Origin of the sequence: Trichocoleus sp. FACHB-591 (assembly GCF_014695845.1) — a bacterium.
GTDB lineage: Bacteria > Cyanobacteriota > Cyanobacteriia > FACHB-46 > FACHB-46 > Trichocoleus.
In genome coordinates this window covers 26,820-47,942 of record NZ_JACJPA010000102.1, presented here as the reverse complement: position 1 = coordinate 47,942, position 21,123 = coordinate 26,820, and the positions used below count along the sequence as shown (strand labels likewise).

Below are 21,123 nucleotides of genomic sequence, written 5' to 3'. Positions count from 1 at the left end.
GAGCCAGAGTTAGCCTTAGTCGCGAATACACCCTCAGGGTTGCCCACAACTGCCACATCTGAATCAGACACAACTGACATTGCTAGCACTAACGCCGTACAATCCAGTGTCAATCTTGCTGAGCTTTCCACGATGGATGTGACTATGACAGATTCCATTGCCCCCGCCCCTTTAGAAAACCTCGATAATTTGCCTCGCGAGGTTCGTGTTGCCCAACTCCGCAACTTAATTGAAACGCTCCGCATCTCGGATGAGATTGCCAAGCAGGGATATTTAATTAGTAGTTCCGAATTAGCTGATTTGATGGATGTCAACGCTAGCGCCGTGACCAGCCGAGGTGACAATTGGGTTTGGCGCAACTGGGTCGTCTCGCGAGTACGCCGTGAAGGCAACCAGATCCTCTGGCAGCTAGAACGGGTAGACTAGCTGCAAGTAACGTTCAAATATTCAAGCTGCATGGTAATGGAAAAACGACGTTGGCTACAAATGGCTTTGCAGCTAAAAGGCTCAGTCATTCCGTCTGTATTTCCTCGAACCCTGTTATGTGGTTTTTTTGGCGTTTTTATTTCCATTCTGTTCCACTTCGGCTTACCAGTTGCGCAGCCAATTTTCGCAAATGTGATTCCTAGCATCGTCCTAGGTTTACTGCTCGTTTTTCGGACCAACACTGCTTACGAGCGCTTTTGGGAAGGTCGTAAGTGCTGGGGACACTTAGTTAACACGGTACGGAACCTCGCCCGCCAGATTTGGATTGGGGTCGTAGAGCAAAGCCCCCAAGACCGCACCAATAAAATTGCTGCCCTACGTTTACTCGTTGCCTTTGCGGTTGCTACCAAGCTGCATCTGCGCCAAGAACCCGTTAATAGTGAACTCGAACCCTTGGTGCAGCGATCGCAATATTTCAAGCTTCAGGAAATGAACCACCCACCGTTAGAAATCGCCTTCTGGATTGGGGATTATCTTCAGGAGCAATATAGTCGCGATCGTCTCAACCCCTACCAACTTTCAGGCATGCTCCACCTCCTCGATGAAATGGTCAACGCTTTGGGTGGGTGCGAGCGGATTCTCAAAACTCCGATGCCGATGGCTTACGCTATTCACCTCAAACAGTTGCTCTTGATTTATTGCCTCCTATTGCCTTTTCCCCTGGTGGCTGAAATCGCTTGGTTTACGGGGCCAGTGGTAGCGCTGGTTAGCTTTACCTTGTTTGGCATCGAAGAAATTGGAATTGAAATTGAAAATCCCTTCGGTCGCGATCCCAACGATTTACCGCTAGATGCCATTTGCAGCACCATGCTCCGCAACATCGAAGATCTAATCACTTTGGCTCCTTGCACTCGTTCTTACTCAGACGGCTCTGCGATCGCACCTCTAGAATCACCGACCTCTTGAAATGTTGCTCAAACTCAGAAATTTTTATTGGGGACTGGCGCTTTCAAATACTTGTGCTATATTAAGAAGTTGGAACAAGACTTCCCGTCAGCACAGAGATCTACGCGTAGGTGCTGAATCTACCTGGGAAGTTGGTCAGTAGAAGTATTTGCAAAATTTATCGATGACGAAAGTTGTTATGAACCAACAGGTTATTCACCCAATGGTGAAGCTGCAGCGTCAGGTGCGATCGCTGGTTGACTCAAATTTGATCAAGCCAACCGACAGCATCTGGAAAATCGCCTTTCTATATGGCGATGAGTGGCCCCATTGGAAGCAAGAACTGCAAGCTTACGATTTCACAATGCAAGATCCAGTTATTGACCTCTTAGAGGTTGAGGCTTGGGAAGACGAAGAGTAATTCACGAAAATAACCATAGATTGAGGGCAATCTTGGGCGATTGCCTTCATAGTTCTAGTTCACCAACGTGTAAGCCCAGCCTTTGAATTAAAGACAACTAGCCAGTGCCTGAGCTAATTCTTGGGCTGTTTGGTAGCGCTCGCCCACTTGCGGATGGGTAACTCGCTCTAGCACCGCTTGTAACCTTGGTGTAATGGTGGGAATTCCTTCTGGGCGAAAGCGATACTCAGCCCCCCGCTTTCGATAGAACTTATAAGGAGTTTCCCCAGTCACGAGAAATACTAAAGTAGGGGCGATCGCATATAAATCAGACTGCGTGACAGGTTGGCCTTGCTCTTGTTCAGGAGCGCTGTATCCTTCTGCCCCAATGCGGGTGCCCAACGGAGTGCCAAATTCCTTGACTGCTCCAAAATCCAGCACCACAATTTGCTGATTGCGGTGGCGCACCATCAAGTTTGCAGGTTTAATGTCTCGGTGAATCACAGGAGGGTGTTGCCTGTGCATGTAATCCAGCACCTGACAAGCCTGAACCATCCATTTCAGAGCTAGTTTAAGTCCTACAGGGCCTTGCTGGTAAATCCGCTTTTCCAAGTCCTGCCCCTGGATCATTTCCATCACCAGGTACTTCTTGCCATCCTCAACAAAGTAGTCAAAGAACTGAGGAATGCCAGGGTGCTGCAAAGTCTGCAAAATTCGAGCTTCCCGCTCAAATAATTCTTGCGCCTTTGCCACTGTAGCCATATCAGCATTCATTTCTTTCAACACCCGGAGTGGCGACCTTCCTAGCTGCTGCGGAGCGGTTTGTGCTGTTGAGGCGTGGGCCGCATCCCAAGCCAAATAAGTTGTACCCATGCCACCTTGCCCCAAAGCCCGGAGAATTTGGTACTGACGGATCTGCCGCTCCACTCTTAAGGGTTGACCACAATGAAGGCAAAAGAGATTGTCTGGTGGATTGCCCAGATGTGGGCATCCCGCCACCGGAAGTTGATAACTCTGAACTATGGTGGTTTGAACTTGGAACTTGAGCGTAGGACCACCTTGAGCTAACTGCAACAAGGCTCCGTCCAACAGCAACCCTTGGCTAACCAAGATCCCATTCAGAAACGTACCGTTTCTACCTTGGTTCACCATCTCCCAAGGACTTTCGAGATCGGTCGCATCGGTCTGTCGCAGTTCTACATGGTAGCGAGAGACAAGGGTGCTATTAAGCACTATGTGGTTGTCAGGAGAGCGACCAATGCGAATAATTGGCTCGTTCTCAAAACACCAACGCTGAGGGGGAATCAGGGCTTGAGGGTCTAATAAGGTCAAGGTAACCACATCGGGAAATCCTTGCCACGATAGGTATCAATCTAGCCTCTTATTGTAAGGGAGTGACTGGGCTTTCGGCTTGCCACTTAAGCAGCAGATTGGCGCAGTTGGGCTAGATTGGGCCGTACTCTGACTCGAATTGCGATCGCCGTAATGTTGTCATGCCCGTTGTATTGGTTTGCTAAATCAATCAATTGATTGACGCCCCGCTCTAAGTTGGATTGAGAACTCAGTAAGGGTTCTAAGTGAGTACGCCAGTGGGTTTCTAGCAAGTCATGGTCTGATAAGCCATCGGAGCAAAGTAGCAGCAGCGTATCCTCAGTCAAATCGATAAATTGTACGTCGGGATTAATAAAGTTTTCGTCCCGTGGCCCTAGCGCTTGGGTGAGTTGATAAGCATCTGGGCGAGCATAAGCAATTTCGGGTTCAACGCCTCGTTGAATTTCTCGTTGGCCGACTTCATGATCAACCGTCACTTGCTCTAAACCTTGACGACGGCTGAGACGATACAGGCGGCTGTCACCCACATGGGCCACGACAGCAGTGGTGCCTTGAATTAAGACCAAGACTAAGGTGGTTCCCATTCGTCCACTACCAGAACGAGCATCTTCTTGATTGATGTCGTAAATGGCTAGATTGGCTAGACGGACGGCCTCCCGAATCTCTGCTTCTGAAGGGAGAGGCGGTTCGCGCCGCTCTGAGTTGTCTGAGTTCTGCGGTTCTAGCCAACGAGTTTGAAAATAATGCCGTAGCGTATCTACAGCCATCGCACTAGCCACTTCACCGCCTGCATGACCCCCCATGCCATCGCAGAGAATATATAGACCTTTCCCCTGCATCGTTCGTCCCTGAGGGCTTTCAATCTTCTTGAGTTCGGTGTGAATGCCAAAATAGTCTTCGTTGTGCTCGCGTTGTCGTCCAATGTCGGTGCGGCCCGCATCTTCAAGATTGACTAACTGCATTGGTAGGACAACTGTGGGTGCATCGTCGGCACTACTGTCATCTGTATCTGACAGAGTTGACAACTGGATAAGAGGATTGTTAGAACTCTCTGACGAGCTATTGGTGGCTACAGTTGTAGTCTGGGCTGGGGCGTGACTCACTGGACCCACTTTGCCAGCATCCATGAAGTTAGGGTCAGAGAATTCAGGATTCATCATAGGGGCTGTGAAAGTGCTTTGAAGTTCCTGGGCGATCGCTTGCAAGCGAGAACGGAGCTGATCCGTCGTCTGAATACTACCTTCCTGTAAGTCGCGGATTAGCAGAGCCAGTGCAGCGATCTGGGTCCGTTGTGACTGCTCAAACAACCCTTGCCAGAGTTTGCCTAAATCCTGCAAGGTAGGCAATGAGCCTTCAAGGTCTCCATACAAGCGTTGCAAACAAAAGACTTGGTCTTCATCGACCCGCAAGTTGCTTATCTCTAACAAGCTTTGACAACAGTTCCAAGCGGCTAAGACATCCCAAATCTCGGAGATTTCTCGGAGCCAATATAAAATCTGCAACGGCGAAATTGCACTATCTCGCCATAAGTCAGCCAAGAGTGGCAAGTGAGAACGGTCCTCTAGCAGTAAGACTGATTGGTGGTCTTGTTGCCAAGCATCGTGAACTCCTGGCAACGTGTGGTAAAACTCTGCTTGCAAAGCTAAATAAGGCTCCGCGATCGCTGGAATGGCTAGAGCCGCTGCGTCTTCTGAGGGAATTGCATTGGTTGCGGCACTTGTTGCGATCGCCTCTGCATCTATCATTTCCTGAAGATTGGTCTCAGAAGTTGCTTCAGAAGTGATTGGGGACGAGGCTATTATTTCTGCTGTTGTCTCTGAAGGAGGCTGGGCATCACTGCCGCTGTAGACTTGGTAGAACAGAGTCTCCAAAAGCGACATCTGAAACGGCTGGCAATCCAACACTTTAATCGCTAAGCCCTGCTGTGCACCGTCTTGGGTTGGCCAAGGCTCTAGCAATTGGTAACGCTGGTTGGAGTCTAAGTAGCCCCAAGTCGAAACGCTATCCACTTGAATCGCTGTTTGCCCACAAACAATCGCTTGCCACACGGTTGCCGTCGTCGCGCCGCAGCTTTGGCATTGCTTAAGCTCAAATGGCACTGAATTACCACAGTCTGGGCAAATTTTCTGGGTCAGAGAAGTGCCACATTTCTGACAAAAATTATTGGTATCTGAATTTTCGAATTGACATTGGGGACAAACAAGCATGATCAAACTGCCTCAAATTCCCGTCATTGCTGCCAAGCCCTAGGATGGCGTGATTGTAATTGCGAACTCAGTGGTCTAAGTCAAGTTTCCGTTGGCTCTATCAATATCCAGACCTGCTATCAGTGATCCTCAAAGGTTGAATGAAAAAGTTGTTCAGGAACCAAACTTGGAGCTAAGGCGGGTGACGAATTCTTAGCAAGTTGACTTGTGTATAGGGTACCTAAAATTTCTAACCCTTCCTACCTGGGTTACAACCCCTATGGTTAGAAATATTACGCTTGAAAGTGGAAAGTAACTTTATCTCCTTTGCCTAGTGAGATGCGATCGCCGGGACGTAACCGATGGCGATCGCCGGGACGCAAGGGCAGGTTGTTAACATAAGTACCGTTGGAACTGCCTATATCTTCTATATAGTAGGCACCCGCTTCAGCTCGGATATCCGCATGAATACGGGACACAATATCAGAATCTGCAAAACCTGACACATCCAGATCCGGAGGCACGCGATCATTGGGTTTACCGATATGAATCACATCCAAATGCGGGGGTAGTTCCAGAACCGTATTGCTTTGCACATGCAGTAGGCGAGCTGTAAATTGCTGTAACTGCGTTTTAGCTGCGGTTGGCGATGGTGGTAGCGGGGCTGGTGCTACGGTTGCATCAGGCATGACGGCGATCGGTGGCGGTGGCGTTATGGCAGGCTCAACAGGGCTGGGCTGCACTTCGGCTTGGAGGTTGGAGGCTGCGGTGGGAGGATTCACGATGGTTTGGGGTACAGGGCTATGGACAGACTTAACACTTTGCATGGCATAGCCACACTGGCCACAATATTCAGCTCCAGCCGAAACAGCAGCCTTACAGTTGGGACAGGCTACGGTTTCAGGCAAGGGTGTGTAGCAAGCCTCGCACTGAGTGGCTCCCTCTGGATTAGGATGAGCACAATTTGGACAAGTAATCATAAGTTGCAGGAGCAAATTAAAAGTAATGATTAATATGATTTACGCAAAGGTTGGCAGAGGAGCCTGAAATTGAGAGAAGTCACAGCTGGGCTGATCTGTAATTTTGCCAGATTTAGAATGCCTTAGGATACTTTACGAATACACCTACACGCAGAGAGATTCGCTCCCTAAAGTGCCATTGGCATGCTTATAGTTCCTTGGCTCGAGTGTTTAGCAGCCTTAAGGGGACTCAGCTAAACAGATTTGGTCCCAACTGAATTTCGGTTCCAGCCTAGTTATAGATACACACTTTTAGGGAGTGACTTCCGGAGAGAGCTAACTCGAAACTGTACGCGAAAATACGGAATTAGTTGTACTAAACGACTCTTAGATAACTTAATTGCACGGTTGTTGACACCACCAAAAGGTAGAGTTTGCTGAAAACTCATGCAGTCATTCGTTAAGTTATGAGTAGCCTGAAGACGATTCTGGTAATCCCATATCTGGTAATCCCATGACAGAGCGATAACGAGCTTCAACCTGCCGCAATTCCTGCGATCGCCGTTGAGTAACCCATTCGCTTTGCTGGAATAGTTCTTGGCGTAAGTGATTCACATCAATGGTGGTAACTTGACCCGCCGACACAATGCGATCGCCTCTCACCCAAACGCTATCCACTGCATTGGTGGGTCGCCCTAAGATCAATAAACCGATGGGATCAGTGCGGGGCAGTAAAGACAAACTGGTGAGGTCATACATTACTAAGTCTGCTTGTTTGCCAACGCTCAGAGAACCCAATTGATCACTGACATTCAAGCCTTTGGCACCTCCCAAGGAAGCCATTTCCACTGATTGACGGGGGGTAATCCAGTGTTGGTAGTCCAGATCGGTGACGTTGTGTAGAAGTGAACCAATTTTGATTGCTTCTAACAAATCTTGCGAGTCGTTGCTGGCTGCACCATCGCAACCAAACGTGACGTTGACTCCAGCCTGACGATATTTCAGCAGGGGGGCAATGCCGCTACCTAAACGTAAGTTGCTCAAAGGGTTGTGCACCACAGTCGATCGCGTCTCGGCCAGAATTTCAATATCGGCATCGTCTAACCAGACACAGTGGGCCAGAGAAGTGCGATCGCTGAGATAACCAATCTGCTGCAAATGTTCGACCGCACTACAGCCGTATTTTTCTTGGGCTAATAGCTTTTGGGCTTTGGTTTCGAGTAGGTGAGCATGGCGGCAGAGATTATAGCGATCGCTCAGCTCAATACAGCCCTTAAACAAGGCATCCGAACAAAGTTGGATTCCGGTTGGTGCCACCAAAATATTCACCCCTTCAGTAGGACGGTGAAATTGCTGCACCATGTCTTCAACTAGGTTTAGAGTAGCTGTGGTTGAGCGCAGGTAAGGGTCATGGTCGATGGCTGCACCACCAGAAGGCACCCCAGCGCTGAGAGCTTCATCTTGAATCAGAGGCGCGACAAAAGCTCGAATACCAATCTCTCGATAAGCTCGGACTGCCGCAGCTACGGTTTCTAGTTCTTGTCCCGGAATTAAAACTAGATGGTCAACCACACTAGTACCGCCAGAAAGTAGGGTTTCTACCGCAGTGCCCAACGCACTGAGATAAATTTGCTCCGGGTTGAGCGGCGAAAACTCGTACAGTTCAGCAATCCATAGCTCTAAGGGAACGGGCGGAATGATGCCGCGCTGCCACATTTCCGAGGAGTGGGTATGAGCATTGAAAAAACCTGGTAACAGCAGCTTATTCTGACCGTCTACTGCTGTCCCAACCACTTCTAGCTGAGAACCGACCGCTGCAATTTGTCCTGGGTTAATTTGGACATCAACCGTCTCGTAAGTTTGGTCAACCGGGATTAAAACATTCTGAATTGTAAAGCTCACAAACCTGACCCAAGTGATGTTTTGAGGGGGCTCGACTCTGCCTTGATCTTAGGGAATGGGGAGTAGGAACGTATCGTTCTCACTGCTGATTGAGGCTTTGAAGCTGTATTAAAAAGTGCTGTCTCAACTGCAAAAGCCGTTTAAGGTGAAGCTGTAAACACTTGGTTCATCCTAGGTTGCTTGAACTGTTGGCAAACTATTTTGATAGCTTTTTATGAATCATCCCTCGTTGCGATCGCTCGGAGTCCCACCCAATGCTTGGTACGTAGACGCTGCGATCGCCGATCTTACCCGTCCACCCCTTGATCCCCAACTCATTACACTAGCTACCGAAACTAAAACTTTACGCCTAGACCTGGCTAAAGCGGCGATCTTGGTGATCGACATGCAAAATGACTTTTGTCATCCAGACGGTTGGTTGGCTTCCATTGGCGTCGATGTCAGCCCAGCGCGGCAACCGATCGCACCTTTGCAAGGGTTGTTGCCTGTGCTCCGCAACGCTCAGGTTCCAGTTATTTGGCTCAACTGGGGCAATCGACCTGACTTGATGAACATTAGCCCCGCCACTCGCCACGTCTATAACGCTACGGGTGACGGGGTGGGATTAGGCGATCGCCTGCCAAATGGTGCCTTAGTGCTGATGAAAGACAGTTGGGCTGCAGCAGTGGTCGATGAACTAGAACTTAAGCCAGAAGATATTGCCGTTGATAAGTACCGCATGAGTGGCTTTTGGGATACCCCGCTCGATAGTATCTTGCGAAACTTGAGTCGAACTACTCTATTTTTTACTGGCGTCAATGCTGATCAATGTGTCATGGCAACGCTGCAAGATGCCAACTTCCTCGGCTACGATTGCATCTTGCTGCAAGACTGTACCGCGACTACCTCTCCAGAATTTTGCTGGCAAGCCACACTCTATAACGTCAAGCAGTGCTTTGGTTTTGTTAGTAATTCCCATGCCCTGATAGATGGCATTAAAACCATTAGCCCTAGCAACTAGTCAATAGCTACCTTCCCCCTCAACCTTGGAGTCTAATGTCATGAATGCTTGTGTGATTCCGGTTGCTAAAACTCCCAACGATTATCAAGCTTTTCGCATCAGCCCTCAAGATACAAATCGTTTGGCGATCGTATTTGATCCCAATATTGCCAATGCATCGGTCACCATGTGTGTCGAGATTTTTGATATTGGTGGCAAAACCCCACCTAACCGACATCAATTTGCCGTGGAAATGTTTTTTATCTTGAAAGGGGAAGGGCTAGCTCATTGTGATGGCAAAGTCGTCGCGATTCGGACGGGTGATAGTATTTTGGTCCCGCCTACAGGCACCCACGCCATTGAAAATATAGGCATGGGTCGTCTGTACGCCCTCTGTGTCATGGTACCTAACGAGGATTTTGCCGAACTGATTCGCAGCGGCACCTCGGTTGAATTGGACGAGGAGGATTTGGCCGTTTTGCAGCGATCGGATGGGTGGGGGGCACGTTAGGTTCCCTATGTTTTCTGTTCGTCCTAAAGAAACCGTTTCAATGCTGACTCGCGATCGCGTCCGTTTAGATGCGGATGTGTATCGACCCGATGCGGTGGGTGAGTTTCCGGTTTTATTGATGCGGCAACCCTATGGGCGGGCGATCGCTTCGACCGTGGTGTATGCCCATCCCACTTGGTATGCGGCCCACGGGTACATCGTGGTGATTCAGGATGTGCGGGGACGTGGCACGTCAGAAGGTGAGTTTGATTTGTTTGCCCACGAAATTGAGGATGGCTTTGACGCCGTCAATTGGGCGGTAGAATTACCTGGCAGCAACGGCCAAGTGGGGATGTATGGCTTTTCCTATCAGGGCATGACCCAGTTATATGCAGCGATCGCTCGTCCTCCTGCCTTGAAAGCGCTTTGCCCCAGCATGATTGGCTACGACCTCTACAGCGATTGGGCCTATGAAAATGGGGCATTTTGCTTGCAGGCAAACATGAGTTGGGCGATTCAACTCGCTGCCGAAACTGCCCGATTGCGCGGCGATGAATCAGCCTTTCAAAAGCTTTATGCTGCCGCTCGAAATTTACCTTTGCATGATCCGATTCCAGCGCGTCCCCATATTCTGAAAGACTTAGCGTCAGATTCTTTTTACCACGATTGGTTAGAGCACCCCACACCAGACGATTATTGGGCCAAGGTGTCGCCGAAAAACTATATGCAAAATCAGAATATTGATTTGCCGATGTTGCATATCGGTGGCTGGTTTGACCCCTATCTGCGCGGAACCCTCCACCTCTATCAAGATTTAGCGGCTCGCAGTCAATATCCTCAGTATTTGGTCGTGGGGCCGTGGGCACATTTGCCTTGGGGCCGCAAGTTGGGCGCGATCGATTATGGCCCAGAAGCCAATAGCCCGATTGACACACTACAAATTCGCTGGTTCGACCAATTCCTCAAAGGCATCGATACAGGATTACAGGACGAACTACCCGTCCGCCTCTTTGAGATGGGCAGCAACGAATGGAGCTTTTTTGAGCAATGGCCTGAAGGCAAACCCAAAGCCTATTTTCTTGCCAGTAATGGCCTCACTAGCCTGGATGACCAAGCAGGTACTTTGTTGGAAATCCCTCCAGAAGCGATCGCCCCCGATGTCTTTGTGCATGATCCTTGGCGACCTGTCCCAGCATTAGGGGGTCATGCCTCGTTGCCTGCGGGTTTGTGCGATCGCTCTGCTCTTGATTGCCGTACCGATATCGTCACCTACACCTCTGCCCCTTTAACTGAAGTTTTGCATTTGGTTGGGCAGGCGATCGCAGAAATCCATTGCACCGCTGACCAACCTAGTTTTGATCTGTGTGTCGTGCTCTCGGAAATCAAACCGAATGGCCGTATCTACAACCTGACTCAAGGCTACATCCGGGTAAATCAGGGCCAAACGACTTCCCCCCTCACAATTCCGCTGCAAGCGACTTGTGTGCAAATCGCTCAAGGTAATGCTCTCCGCCTCAGCATTAGTGGAGCTTGCTTCCCCGCCTATCCGGTCAATCCTGGTACAGGTGCCTTTCCTGCCAAAACCCGTTTGATTGATTCGCAAATTATTACAGTGGCGATCGCGTCAGGTAGTCTCACTATCCTTACCACTGAATAAAATCCTGTGCTCAATTGCTGTTGCCCATCAACGCCACATCTTCATAGAGAGTTGCGATCGGACTTTGGAAATTAACGCTAGCTAGGTGAATTTCGGCGCTATTGGTATAAGGAGTTAGCACCCACTGATCGGCTTGGTTGCGACGAAACACATCTACACTCATCCGTTTTTGGCTCACCAAAACATATTCCTAAAGGCTCTCAAGCTGGCGGTAATCGGCAAATTTATCAACTCGATCAAAAGCTTTAGTCGTGTCTGATAGAACTTCCACAATCAAGCAGGGGTAGCACACAAAGTTGTTGAAGGCGCGATCGCGCTCATCGCAAGTAACGATTACATCTGGGTAATAGTACGTGTTGATTGCCTCAATATGCACTTTGGTATCCGAAGCAAAGGTGAGGCAGCCTTTTCCACGCAAATGCGTTCTTAAAGCTGTGGCGAAGTTGACAGCAATCAGGACATGAGCATTACTCGCTCCTGCTATTCTGTAGCTTTATTCTGCCTTGAGGGGAAGGAAATCAAGCTCTGCCAACGGATTTGCGCGATCGTCACAGCTTACCGATCTGGTGCAGAAGGCGATCGCTATACTTTGTTTCCCAGCCTACCTACTCCCTTCTGATAGGGCTAATTTCGTGCCTTTGGTTTGGCTAATTGTCCGCAGAAGAGATAGAACAGAACTAACCAACCTATCGACCTACGAGTGTGGGCCAAAACTATGGTGCAGGAACCACAGCCGATCCCAACTTCTGAGTTTGCTGATGTTGAGTCCGTGGACAGCATCATTAGCGCACTTTACAATTCGATTTCTTTTGGTGCTGGAGAGCAGCCTGACTCGAATCGGCTACGCTCTCTGTTTATGCCTGGAGCCCACCTGATTCACGTCAAAACGGATGCTGCGGACACGATGGATGTGGAAACCTTTATCGATCGCTTGGTTCAGCAGATTCAAGCTGGCATCTTGACTGAGTTTATCGAAGCAGAGCTAGCTCGTCACACTAAAAGCTTTGGCAATATTGCTCAAGTATTCAGTACGTTTGAAACCCGCTTGGTCACCGATTACCGCTCGTCCTCGGCTCGTGGTATCCATAGCATTCAACTAATGCGCTACGGCGATCGCTGGTGGATTACGAACCTGCTTTGGGACGATGAGCAGAGCGACAAACCCATTCCAGCCAAGTATCTACCAGAGCAGCAATTTCCAGAATCATCTGAGTGATTCCCCCATTCAGATGAAGGCGTTGCCCCTAACGAATTTCTAGGATCAGAGATAGTTCTCTCTCCAGCATTGTTCGCTGGTATGGAATTCGAGTCATGGTGTATTTCACATTTCTCATGGAACTGGTGGTCCTGTTCGTGCTGACTTGCTTGCTATGTTGGCTGGTGAATGCCTTGTGGATCTTTAATCCCTTGTTCACCCTGGTGTTGTTGCTGGTGGGAGTTTTGGGTTTGGGTTACGGCGCTTTAGTTGTGGTGGATAATATTTAGGCCAATTGTTTAGGAAAGCGTTTAACCGCGATCGCAATGCCATTCATTTTCCACATCACCTCAGCGCCCCAGTGGGAGCAAGACCAACTGGCGGGAATTTACCAAGGCGACACCTTAGCATCAGAAGGATTTATCCACTGCTCTACACTTCAGCAGGTTGAGGGAGTGGCGAATCGTTACTTTACAGGACAAACTGATTTACTACTGCTCTGCATTAATTCTGATCAAGTTCAAGCCGAAATTAAATACGAAGCGCTGGTCGGCGATGAAGAATACCCTCACATTTACGGCCCTCTCAATTTAGATGCCGTCACTGAAGTTGCTCCCTGGGCACCTCAACCAGATGGCACCTTTGCGCTACCCGCCGCGATCGCCAACTCATAGAACCACATTTACTGAGGCTGCCTACGCAGCCTTTGTTGCAATAGCCGCACCCTTGAGGGTGTCGGTTCCTTAGAGCGACAAGTGGAGTTGGGAGCCTGACTCGGTTTTGTGGACTTCAATTCGAGCTTGGAAGGCTTCCTTAAAGTGGGGCATGTGGGTAACGGTCAAGATGCAAGAAAAGTCAGAGGCGATCGCATTAATCGCGGCAATTAAGCGATCGCAACCTTCACTGTCCTGAGTACCAAAGCCTTCATCCACAATCAACATCTGCAAAGCCGTGCCAGAGCGTTGCGCCAGCAGTTTTGCGAGGGCGAGGCGAATCGCAAAGTTAACCCGGAAGGCTTCGCCCCCCGAATAAGTTTCGTAGGGACGCGTACCTCGAATATCAGCAATCAAAATATCCAGGGTATCGATCAGCCTAGAGCTAGCCTTCGTGCCTTTACCGCGTCCTGCCCGCTGGGTGACAAACTGCACGTGTAACTGATTGGCGCTGAGGCGAGCCAGAATTTGGTTGGTTTCTGCTTCCAACTGGGGCAAAACATTCTCAATCATCAACGCCTGAATGCCGTTCTTGCCAAAAGCTTGGGATAGCTCGTGATAGACCCGATATTGCCGTCGCGCGGTTTGAAGCTGCTGCTGTTGCGCTTCTGCCTGAACTTGCAACGTTTCTAAGTGCTGCTGTTGTTGTTGCAAGCGGCCCAAACGAGCTAATTGACCGTTGAGTTGGGCTTGCTGCTGTTGAATCTGTTGCTCCAAACTACGAATTTGCTCTGCTGGATCAGCCATTTGCTCTAGCTGCTGGATCAGTTGCTCCAGTTGAGTAGTGGCTTGCTGGAGATGTTGCGATCGCACTTCTAGCAATTCGCTCAATTCAGCAATGCGTTGTTGCACTTGGGGATACTGCTGCTGCGCTTGGCACAGAGATTGATAGCGAAACTGCCACGCTTGAGCTTGGCGCACCTGAGTCCGCAAAGCGTTGTGATGATCCAAGTTGTAATCGATTTCCGCGATCGCTTGATCGAGGTCATTAATCAACTGTTGTAGTGGCGAGTCGGTTTGCTGTTGCTCTAGTTGCTGTTGTATGGCCGCAATTTGGGCTTCTAGCTCTGGTTGGCGAGCCGCTAAGTTAGCCTGTCGTCGTTGGGCTTGCTTAATCTCGGCTTGTTTGATTTCCGCCCAACGCCAGCGTTCTGCCTCTCCCTTGGCTAAAGCATGGTTGCGATCGTCATAGTTAAGCTGCTGTAAGCTCTGCACCAATGTCGTTAATTCTTCCTGAAGTTCCGTGGCGTAGTGACCAGCACTGAGGGCTTGTTGCAGCTTTTCCTGCTCCGCTAGCACCTGTTGCAGCTTTTCCTGCATCTCTAAGCTGACCTGCAATTGCTCTTGCAATTGGCCCCGCCGCTCTAGCAAACTCTTGTGCTCCGCCAATTCTCGGTCTAAGTCGCGATATTCTTGCCGTAGCACGTGAATTTCACGGTCTGAGACGGCGAGCTGCTCCCGCACCACCCAAAGCTGATCAATAATTTCCTGGTGCTCCGCTTCGTTTTTCTGTTGCACCAACTGCCAGTGATGCTCATCCAAAGGGCGATCGCAGAGAGGGCAAGCCGCATTAGGTTGCTGCAACAGTTGGACTTTGTTTTCGAGTTCTGCCAGTTGCGCTTCGTAGTCGCGCTGATGCACCTGCAACCGCTCCAAAAAACTGCGCCGTTCCAGTCCCTTTTCCCGCACCCGTTGCTGGTAAACTTGCCGTTTCTCCAGATGCTCAATCTGCTCCGCTACTTCCAGCGCTGCCTGTTGTAACTTGGGTTGACGAGCTTGCTGCGCTTGCAATTGTCGCACTGTGGTTCGCAACTCTTCCAAGCGAGCGGTGAGGCGATCTTGGGCCCGCTCAATTTGGCTTTGTAGCTGGTGTTGGCGCTGAAGTAGCGGTGCCACTTGAGTTTGCAGCTGATCCAGTTCTGTCAACCGAGCACGAGCTTGCCGTAACCGCTCCATCGCAGTTTCTACCTCAGCCGCCTTACTCAAGGTATGCTGCACATCTTGCTCTTGTTGCCGCAACGCCTCTAGCTGAGCTTCCAGGTGGCGCAATTGGTCTTTAATTTCACCAATCTGCTGCGCTTGCTGTTGCTGCAACCGTTGCCGTTGGGTCTGAGCCGATTGGTACGACTGAAACTTAGTTGATTGCTCCTCCTCTTGCGCCTGCAAACTTTGAAACTGCGCGTAACCTGCCGCGATCGCCTCTTCTTGCCCGAGAAGCGCCGCCAACTCCTGCTCCTGATGCTGAGCACTGGCTAGATCCTGTTGTAACCGCCGATAATCCTGGCTGAGGTTGCGCTGTTGCTGCTGCTGCCAAGTCAGTTGTTGCTCCCAAGTGCGGCGCTGGTGCTGCATCGCCTGCAATTGCTGCAACTGCTCCTGGTTCGCCGTTTGCGTCGTTTGCATCGCCGCTAAATCTGCTTCCAGCAACGCTTGTTCCTGAGCGATCGCCTCTCGTTGCTGCAACTGCTCCTGAATGGACTCCAAACTGCGCTCTAGCAGGTCAATTTGCCCTTTCGCCTGCCGCGATAAATCCTTCGATTGCTCCGCTAACTCATCATACTGATCCAGCTTCAGCAAGTCCGCCAAAATCTGCTTGCGTTCACTGGGCCGTTTCAGCATAAATTCATCAGCTCGACCCTGACGTAAATAAGCCGAATTCACAAACGTCTCATAGTCCAGCTTCAGATGATCCAAAATCAACTGTTGCGTCGCCCGCATCCCCCGCTCCGTCAGAGGCCGAAACGTCGGTGCGACACTGCCACCATTCAACCCCGCGATCGCCACCTGAAACTCCAGAGAACTCGCCTGTCCCCGCGATCGCGTCCGAATCACCCGATAGATCTGCTGGTGACTCTGAAACGTGAAATCCACCTGAGCTTCCTTCGCGCCCAAGTGAATAATGTCATCCTCCGAGCTAGCGCGACTCTGTCCCCATAGCGACCAAGCGATCGCCTCCAATAGCGACGATTTCCCCGACCCATTCGGGCCACAGACACAAGCCGTATGCAGACCCCGAAAATCCAGAGTTGCTTCGCGGTAACTGAGAAAGTTTTTGAGACTAAGTTGCAGCGGAATCATTCAAACGGCAATGCAACACTCATTTACTGGAGAGTCAGAGTACATTTGCACTGTCTCATAGTCTAGCGGTTGCCCAAGCAGTTCTGTCTACTTTTTGCAGTAAAGGTGGATTTCGGAGTTGGGATTCAAATTACGGTTGAAATTTCCAAAGACATAAGCTTGATAGTTTGTTTTGACAAACCAGTCAGATGAACGCTTCAAAAAAGCGTTGTTTAGCTCCGGGAAAACAACAATGCATTGAACTTGGTGCTTATTTGAAATCTGCTCCAGGCTTTTTTGCTCATATATCTCTAACGCCTTCCTAAAATATTGGTCTTTTTGGGGGCTATAGGTCCCTAAATATAGATTATCGTGGTGAGCAATGTAGCTGAGATACCGCTTAATCGACAAGTTCCATTCTACATATACTAAGGGATGCGTAATTAATAGAATTGGTTGATTAACTTCAGTATTTTCTGTAATTGTTTTTAGGAGTACTTGAGTAGAGCGGCCTTCAGCGGCAAATACACAAGCTGCGTTCCAAGCCAAGCTAAGATTGATTGCAAGGCTAAGTGTAATCAAACCCAAGACGATATTGTCTAGAGCTTTATAGTTATCTTTAGCGTGCTGATAAAGTAATGAGATTAAGACTGAGTAGCCAAAAACGGCGGGTAGTAAATAGCGTTGGGAAATATCAGATTTTGCATAAACAACTAGCTGAGGCAAAATCAGAAGTATAAATAAGAAAAACGGGTAGTAGATTGTTTTTAGCAAGAGTCGAGCAGATTGCTTAAGATTGGTTTTGTAGTTTATAGTAAAGATTAAAACAATTGCAGATAAAATGATCCACCCTGAACTGTAGTGACTTAGTGTTTTAGTAACTAATAAAATTCTAGAAAAGTTAATTTTCTCAACACCAGCATATCCTGTTCCTCTAAGACCCAAAAAATATTTAATAAAAAGAAGCTCTGCTAAGCAAACTAAGCCCAAAACTGCCAGGGAAAACTGATTGTCTTTGATGGCTTGTAGCCACGTTTTACTACCGTTGGTTCGAGACAGCCAAACTTGAATGAAGGCGATCGCTGGGATAGCTACTACTAAATTTTCCTTACATAGAGACATCAAAATAGTAGAAACCAAAAAACCGCTTTGATAAAGCATTTTTTGTTGGCTCTTGGCTGCACTCAACCCTGCAAAAGGCAGAGCAACTGACAATAAAAAAAATCCAATTGTTTCAGCGGGTCCAAGCTGCCACCAAATTGCAGACTGAGCACCTAAAGTAGTTAAAAAAGCCAGTACGATTGCTGCCGAAAACGAGAGCTTCAGAAATTTCCCGAAGACAAACAAAAGAAAGGTTGTCAGGGCAGCTAGTATCCCTGTATATAGTGACCACAGAAAAAAGTTGATTCCAAAAATTCTAGTTTCAATAATGCGATGAATATAGTACAAAGGCCGAAATCTTCCGGATAGGTGGTCTGCTACAAGCCACTGCTTTATAACTTCAAACAAGTCAGACTGATGATGCACAAAGCTATAGTGAATTGCAGTAATCTCATGGTCATCAGTGAAGTGATAGCCTGAAAACAACGAGCCACTACTCATGAAAAGTGAAAACCAAACCACCAAGGCGATGAGCAGTGCAGTTACGTACTCGTGTTTTTTAGAACTAAGTTGAAGCATTTATCTAGGACTGAATACGGTTTTGCTTGCAGTATCAACTTCTGTCGGTACATAGTCTACCCACTCTCACGCGATCGCTCTCCCTCATGGCGTTAGTCTAGAGGCATGAAGATTCATCACCTCAACTGTGCAACACAATGCATTCTGGGTGGGGGATTGGTTGGTGGCAAAGGCAGTTTATTCCACCGCGTCCCCATTGTGAGCCACTGCCTGTTGATTGAAACCGAAGCTGGCTTAGTTTTAGTCGATACTGGCTTAGGCTTACAAGACATTGCCCAAACTCAACAGCGACTGAGCAGTGGCTTCCTTTTTCTAGCAGGCCCACAGCTCATCCCAGAAGAAACAGCAGTCTATCAAGTAGAGCAATTAGGTTTCTCCCGCCATGACGTGCGGCATATTATCCTCACCCATTTAGACCTCGACCATGCAGGTGGCATCGCAGACTTTCCTCAAGCCAAAGTGCATTTATTGGATGCCGAATATCGCGCCGCCACCCAACCTAAAACCAGACGCGATCGCTATCGTTACCGACCCCTACAATGGCAGCATGAGCCAGACTGGGTGCGTTATCAAGTGCAAGGCGATCGCTGGTTCAGCTTCAAGTGCATCCAACAACTCACCGGATTACCCCCAGAAATTCTCCTTGTCCCCCTCCTCGGCCACACCCACGGCCATACAGGAGTAGCCATCCAAATCCCCACAGGTTGGTTATTACATGCAGGCGACGCCTACTACTTCCACCAAGAAATGCACCCCACTCATCCTTATTGCCCATTCGGCCTAGCCGTAGTGCAGCGAGTCGGTGCAGTCGATAACCCAACCCGTCTCCACAACCAAGAGCGCCTACGACAACTGAAACAGCAACAAGCAGGAACAGTAGAAATTATTTGTGCTCACGATCCGATGGAGTTAAGGGGAAGGAGGAAGGAGGAGGGATGAAAAGTGAGAACCAAAAGCTAATAGCCAACTACCCACCCCAAAACTCGAAACACCCACACTTAAACTCGTTTGGAGGGGGTCTGGGGGACGCAACCGTCCCTCAGCGGGGGTTTGGGGGCGAGTGCCCCCAAGGCTCGGATTTCAACAAATTCAACACCTAGCACCCCAAAGTTCCACCCTGCAAATCCCCAGATACAATAGTCAACAAACCCTGAACTGACGCAAACCCATGACGGCTCCCTCAGAACTAGAGACTGCATCCGAGCAGCGTTTGGACCCTAATTCAGACCCCGCAGCCTCACAGGATCTGAGCGTTGCACCCAAAACTCCTATTAGTGAAGACGAAACCGAATACTTCGACGAGTTACCCGATGAAGTCGAAATGTCTTTGTTCGATCACTTAGAAGAGTTGCGGCAACGGATCTTCTACTCCTTAATTGCAGCAGTTATCGGGATTATTGGTTGCTTCGTCTTCGTTAAACCCATCGTCCAGCTACTAGAAGTTCCCGCCCAAGGTGTTAAATTTCTGCAACTGGCCCCAGGTGAATACTTTTTTGTCTCGATCAAAGTCGCGGGTTATAGCGGGCTACTAGTTGCGAGTCCCTTCATCCTCTACCAAATCATCCAGTTTGTTCTGCCCGGTTTAACGCGACGTGAACGCCGATTCATCGGACCCATTGTGCTGGGTTCCAGTGTGCTATTTGCTGCGGGTTTGGCTTTTGCGTATGTTGCCCTCATCCCTGCTGCTCTCAACTTCTTCATTACCTACGGCGAAGATGTAGTTGAGCAGCTTTGGTCCATCGATCGCTACTTCGAGTTTGTCCTGCTGCTTCTGTTTAGCACTGGCCTAGCCTTTCAGATTCCCGTAATTCAATTGTTGCTGGGTCTAATCGGCATCGTCTCCTCAGCTCAAATGCTTTCAGGTTGGCGATATGTCATTCTAGGCGCTGCCATTCTAGGTGCAGTGCTGACCCCCTCCACCGATCCTTTGACTCAGAGCCTCTTAGGAGGAGCAGTTGTAGGGCTTTACTTTGGTGGCATCGGTTGTGTGAAACTGCTTGGTCGTTAGAGATGGATTTGTGAAGCTTGAGTAAGCGCGATCGCCCCTAAAGCAGCGGCATTACCCTTGACTAACCTGGAATTGATGAGTTAGCACTGTGCCGTCGATTCTATTGGTGCGATCGTTTTGAATTCAAAATTATCTCAGCTTCATAAATTAGAGCAGCTAGCTCAGCGACTACACCGACAATTGACATTTCTGTGCCTTTCCCAACGACCCATTACCCTCGGTACAGTCTTAGCCATTTCCGTACTGAGCGGTTGTGCCATCCTCGACCCCATCCAAGTAGACTCCTCACCCGTACCAACCGATATTGCTCAAACCAGACCAGAGCAGGTTGCCACAAACTCTAGCAATCTTCTTTGGTCTAGTAGCTTTGACGAAGCCGACTGGCAGCAGCATTGGGGCACCAGCAAGCGCAAAGATTGGGGACTCGAAAACGTCGAAATTATTCCAGACCCAACCGGAAAGTTTAGCAAAGTGCTGCGCGTGAACTATCCTGCTCGTTCTGCCAGCCCCACCGTCGCCCGCAAATACAAAGCTCCGTTGGGTGGTTGCCAGTTTCTTGCCGATCTCAACCTGCAACCTAGAGACACCTTGCGGCTTAGCTACTACGTCCGCTTCTCAGAAAATTTCGATTACATTCGGGGAGGCAAACTTCCCGGCTTATTTGGGGGTGACAGCAACAGCGGTGGCGATACTCCTGATGGTACCGATGGCTTTTCCACCCGCTTCATGTGGCGCAAAAACGGAGCGGGAGAACTGTACGCCTACCTCCCAACCAGCGACGAATATGGCACCTCCATCGGGCGCGGCCAATGGCGCTTTAAGCCAGGAGTTTGGTATCGCCTAGAGCAAGAAGTGGTGCTGAATCAACCTGGTCAACAAGATGGGCGAGTTCGCGTGTGGCTCGATGGCCAACAAGTGCTTGACCAGGATGGGCTTACCTTCCGCTCCACCGACAAACTTAAAATTGACGGTATCTTCTTCTCCACCTTCTTCGGCGGCAACGATCCCTCCTGGGCTACCCGCAAAGATGTATACGTAGACTTCGCCGACTTTGCAGTCGCAGCCGTCAACTAACCTTCGCTCTTAAAGCAGTGGGCGAAGCGATCGCTAACCTACTGGACTAAACCTACTTTTGGAGGGAGTTTGAGGGACGCAACCGTCCCTCAGCGGGGGTTTGGGGGCAAGCGCCCTCAA

At 49.4% G+C, this 21,123-nt stretch carries 20 protein-coding genes; 12 read left to right on the top strand and 8 right to left on the bottom strand.

Going from position 1 to position 21,123, the window contains the following annotated elements; genetic code table 11:
- Positions 1-462 precede the first annotated feature (462 nt).
- Together H6F90_RS20315 and H6F90_RS20310 are read left to right on the top strand one after the other, a co-directional pair.
- The gene (locus H6F90_RS20315) at positions 463-1,392 is read left to right on the top strand and encodes a bestrophin family protein (RefSeq protein ID WP_304941009.1); all 930 of its coding nucleotides are present in this window, start codon (positions 463-465) and stop codon (positions 1,390-1,392) included.
- A 163-nt stretch (positions 1,393-1,555) separates the two neighbouring features.
- Complete coding sequence (locus H6F90_RS20310; RefSeq protein WP_242016726.1) at positions 1,556-1,792, top strand: DUF4327 family protein; 237 nt, start codon at positions 1,556-1,558, stop codon at positions 1,790-1,792.
- Between the two features lie 87 nt (positions 1,793-1,879).
- Here the strand turns inward: H6F90_RS20310 and H6F90_RS20305 are convergent, their stop codons facing one another.
- The 4 genes from H6F90_RS20305 to H6F90_RS20290 all read right to left on the bottom strand — a co-directional run bounded on the left by H6F90_RS20305 (position 1,880) and on the right by H6F90_RS20290 (position 8,150).
- Positions 1,880-3,112, bottom strand: a complete 1,233-nt coding sequence (locus H6F90_RS20305; RefSeq protein ID WP_190554080.1) for a protein kinase — start codon at positions 3,110-3,112, stop codon at positions 1,880-1,882.
- A 77-nt stretch (positions 3,113-3,189) separates the two neighbouring features.
- The gene (locus H6F90_RS20300; RefSeq protein WP_190554079.1) at positions 3,190-5,310 is read right to left on the bottom strand and encodes a serine/threonine phosphatase; all 2,121 of its coding nucleotides are present in this window, start codon (positions 5,308-5,310) and stop codon (positions 3,190-3,192) included.
- Positions 5,311-5,582: 272 nt separating this feature from the next.
- Positions 5,583-6,269, bottom strand: a complete 687-nt coding sequence (locus H6F90_RS20295; protein ID WP_190554078.1) for an FHA domain-containing protein — start codon at positions 6,267-6,269, stop codon at positions 5,583-5,585.
- Between the two features lie 444 nt (positions 6,270-6,713).
- Positions 6,714-8,150 carry an amidohydrolase family protein gene (locus tag H6F90_RS20290; RefSeq protein WP_190554077.1) on the bottom strand — a complete coding sequence of 479 codons (1,437 nt, stop codon included), beginning with the start codon at positions 8,148-8,150 and terminating at the stop codon, positions 6,714-6,716.
- A 214-nt stretch (positions 8,151-8,364) separates the two neighbouring features.
- Here H6F90_RS20290 and H6F90_RS20285 point away from each other — a divergent pair, with 214 nt between their 5' ends.
- From H6F90_RS20285 to H6F90_RS20275, 3 genes are read left to right on the top strand one after another with little or no spacing between them, the layout of a single operon-like run.
- The gene (locus tag H6F90_RS20285; protein ID WP_190554076.1) at positions 8,365-9,150 is read left to right on the top strand and encodes a cysteine hydrolase family protein; all 786 of its coding nucleotides are present in this window, start codon (positions 8,365-8,367) and stop codon (positions 9,148-9,150) included.
- A gap of 40 nt (positions 9,151-9,190) precedes the next feature.
- The gene (locus H6F90_RS20280; RefSeq protein WP_190431286.1) at positions 9,191-9,640 is read left to right on the top strand and encodes a cupin domain-containing protein; all 450 of its coding nucleotides are present in this window, start codon (positions 9,191-9,193) and stop codon (positions 9,638-9,640) included.
- A gap of 7 nt (positions 9,641-9,647) precedes the next feature.
- Positions 9,648-11,276, top strand: a complete 1,629-nt coding sequence (locus H6F90_RS20275; RefSeq protein ID WP_190554075.1) for a CocE/NonD family hydrolase — start codon at positions 9,648-9,650, stop codon at positions 11,274-11,276.
- A gap of 10 nt (positions 11,277-11,286) precedes the next feature.
- On the opposite strand, the gene H6F90_RS30200 is transcribed toward H6F90_RS20275, so the two are convergent.
- Both H6F90_RS30200 and H6F90_RS30195 read right to left on the bottom strand, forming a co-directional pair.
- Positions 11,287-11,457 carry a hypothetical protein gene (locus H6F90_RS30200; RefSeq protein WP_206756197.1) on the bottom strand — a complete coding sequence of 57 codons (171 nt, stop codon included), beginning with the start codon at positions 11,455-11,457 and terminating at the stop codon, positions 11,287-11,289.
- Between the two features lie 9 nt (positions 11,458-11,466).
- On the bottom strand, positions 11,467-11,730 hold the full coding sequence (locus H6F90_RS30195) for a Uma2 family endonuclease (protein ID WP_370588063.1): 264 nt from the start codon (positions 11,728-11,730) through the stop codon (positions 11,467-11,469).
- A 6-nt stretch (positions 11,731-11,736) separates the two neighbouring features.
- Here H6F90_RS30195 and H6F90_RS20265 point away from each other — a divergent pair, with 6 nt between their 5' ends.
- From H6F90_RS20265 to H6F90_RS20250, 4 genes are all read left to right on the top strand, one after another.
- Positions 11,737-11,895, top strand: a complete 159-nt coding sequence (locus tag H6F90_RS20265; protein WP_190554074.1) for a hypothetical protein — start codon at positions 11,737-11,739, stop codon at positions 11,893-11,895.
- A gap of 96 nt (positions 11,896-11,991) precedes the next feature.
- Positions 11,992-12,492: a hypothetical protein gene (locus H6F90_RS20260; RefSeq protein WP_190431288.1), complete on the top strand. Its 501-nt coding sequence runs from the start codon at positions 11,992-11,994 to the stop codon at positions 12,490-12,492.
- Positions 12,493-12,587: 95 nt separating this feature from the next.
- On the top strand, positions 12,588-12,761 hold the full coding sequence (locus H6F90_RS20255; RefSeq protein WP_190431289.1) for a hypothetical protein: 174 nt from the start codon (positions 12,588-12,590) through the stop codon (positions 12,759-12,761).
- A gap of 36 nt (positions 12,762-12,797) precedes the next feature.
- Entirely contained in the window at positions 12,798-13,145 is a 348-nt protein-coding gene (locus H6F90_RS20250; protein WP_190554073.1) for a DUF952 domain-containing protein, read from the top strand.
- A gap of 69 nt (positions 13,146-13,214) precedes the next feature.
- On the opposite strand, the gene sbcC is transcribed toward H6F90_RS20250, so the two are convergent.
- Entirely contained in the window at positions 13,215-16,262 is a 3,048-nt protein-coding gene (gene sbcC / locus H6F90_RS20245; RefSeq protein ID WP_190554072.1) for an exonuclease subunit SbcC, read from the bottom strand.
- Between the two features lie 87 nt (positions 16,263-16,349).
- On the bottom strand, positions 16,350-17,921 hold the full coding sequence (locus H6F90_RS20240) for a hypothetical protein (RefSeq protein WP_190554071.1): 1,572 nt from the start codon (positions 17,919-17,921) through the stop codon (positions 16,350-16,352).
- Positions 17,922-18,026: 105 nt separating this feature from the next.
- Between H6F90_RS20240 and H6F90_RS20235 the strand changes: the two genes are divergently transcribed.
- From H6F90_RS20235 to H6F90_RS20225, 3 genes are all read left to right on the top strand, one after another.
- Positions 18,027-18,860 (top strand): MBL fold metallo-hydrolase, encoded by an 834-nt coding sequence (locus H6F90_RS20235; protein ID WP_190554070.1) that lies wholly within the window; start codon positions 18,027-18,029, stop codon positions 18,858-18,860.
- Between the two features lie 229 nt (positions 18,861-19,089).
- The gene (gene tatC, locus H6F90_RS20230; RefSeq protein ID WP_190554069.1) at positions 19,090-19,929 is read left to right on the top strand and encodes a twin-arginine translocase subunit TatC; all 840 of its coding nucleotides are present in this window, start codon (positions 19,090-19,092) and stop codon (positions 19,927-19,929) included.
- 117 nt (positions 19,930-20,046) lie between these two features.
- Positions 20,047-21,003, top strand: coding sequence for a polysaccharide lyase (locus tag H6F90_RS20225; protein WP_190554068.1), 957 nt, complete (start codon positions 20,047-20,049; stop codon positions 21,001-21,003).
- The last annotated feature ends 120 nt before the right edge of the window (positions 21,004-21,123 follow it).

Excerpts from the sequence above, each read along its gene's own strand:
- H6F90_RS20310 (WP_242016726.1), top strand. The coding sequence starts at position 1,556 with ATGACGAAAGTTGTTATGAACCAACAGGTTATTCACCCAATGGTGAAG.
- H6F90_RS20300 (WP_190554079.1), bottom strand. The coding sequence starts at position 5,310 with ATGCTTGTTTGTCCCCAATGTCAATTCGAAAATTCAGATACCAATAAT.
- H6F90_RS20315 (WP_304941009.1), top strand. The coding sequence starts at position 463 with ATGGAAAAACGACGTTGGCTACAAATGGCTTTGCAGCTAAAAGGCTCA.
- H6F90_RS20280 (WP_190431286.1), top strand. The coding sequence starts at position 9,191 with ATGAATGCTTGTGTGATTCCGGTTGCTAAAACTCCCAACGATTATCAA.
- tatC (WP_190554069.1), top strand. The coding sequence starts at position 19,090 with ATGACGGCTCCCTCAGAACTAGAGACTGCATCCGAGCAGCGTTTGGAC.
- H6F90_RS20275 (WP_190554075.1), top strand. The coding sequence starts at position 9,648 with ATGTTTTCTGTTCGTCCTAAAGAAACCGTTTCAATGCTGACTCGCGAT.
- H6F90_RS20295 (WP_190554078.1), bottom strand. The coding sequence starts at position 6,269 with ATGATTACTTGTCCAAATTGTGCTCATCCTAATCCAGAGGGAGCCACT.
- H6F90_RS20250 (WP_190554073.1), top strand. The coding sequence starts at position 12,798 with ATGCCATTCATTTTCCACATCACCTCAGCGCCCCAGTGGGAGCAAGAC.
- H6F90_RS20240 (WP_190554071.1), bottom strand. The coding sequence starts at position 17,921 with ATGCTTCAACTTAGTTCTAAAAAACACGAGTACGTAACTGCACTGCTC.
- H6F90_RS20260 (WP_190431288.1), top strand. The coding sequence starts at position 11,992 with ATGGTGCAGGAACCACAGCCGATCCCAACTTCTGAGTTTGCTGATGTT.
- H6F90_RS20235 (WP_190554070.1), top strand. The coding sequence starts at position 18,027 with ATGAAGATTCATCACCTCAACTGTGCAACACAATGCATTCTGGGTGGG.
- H6F90_RS20265 (WP_190554074.1), top strand. The coding sequence starts at position 11,737 with ATGAGCATTACTCGCTCCTGCTATTCTGTAGCTTTATTCTGCCTTGAG.
- sbcC (WP_190554072.1), bottom strand. The coding sequence starts at position 16,262 with ATGATTCCGCTGCAACTTAGTCTCAAAAACTTTCTCAGTTACCGCGAA.
- H6F90_RS20255 (WP_190431289.1), top strand. The coding sequence starts at position 12,588 with ATGGTGTATTTCACATTTCTCATGGAACTGGTGGTCCTGTTCGTGCTG.
- H6F90_RS20285 (WP_190554076.1), top strand. The coding sequence starts at position 8,365 with ATGAATCATCCCTCGTTGCGATCGCTCGGAGTCCCACCCAATGCTTGG.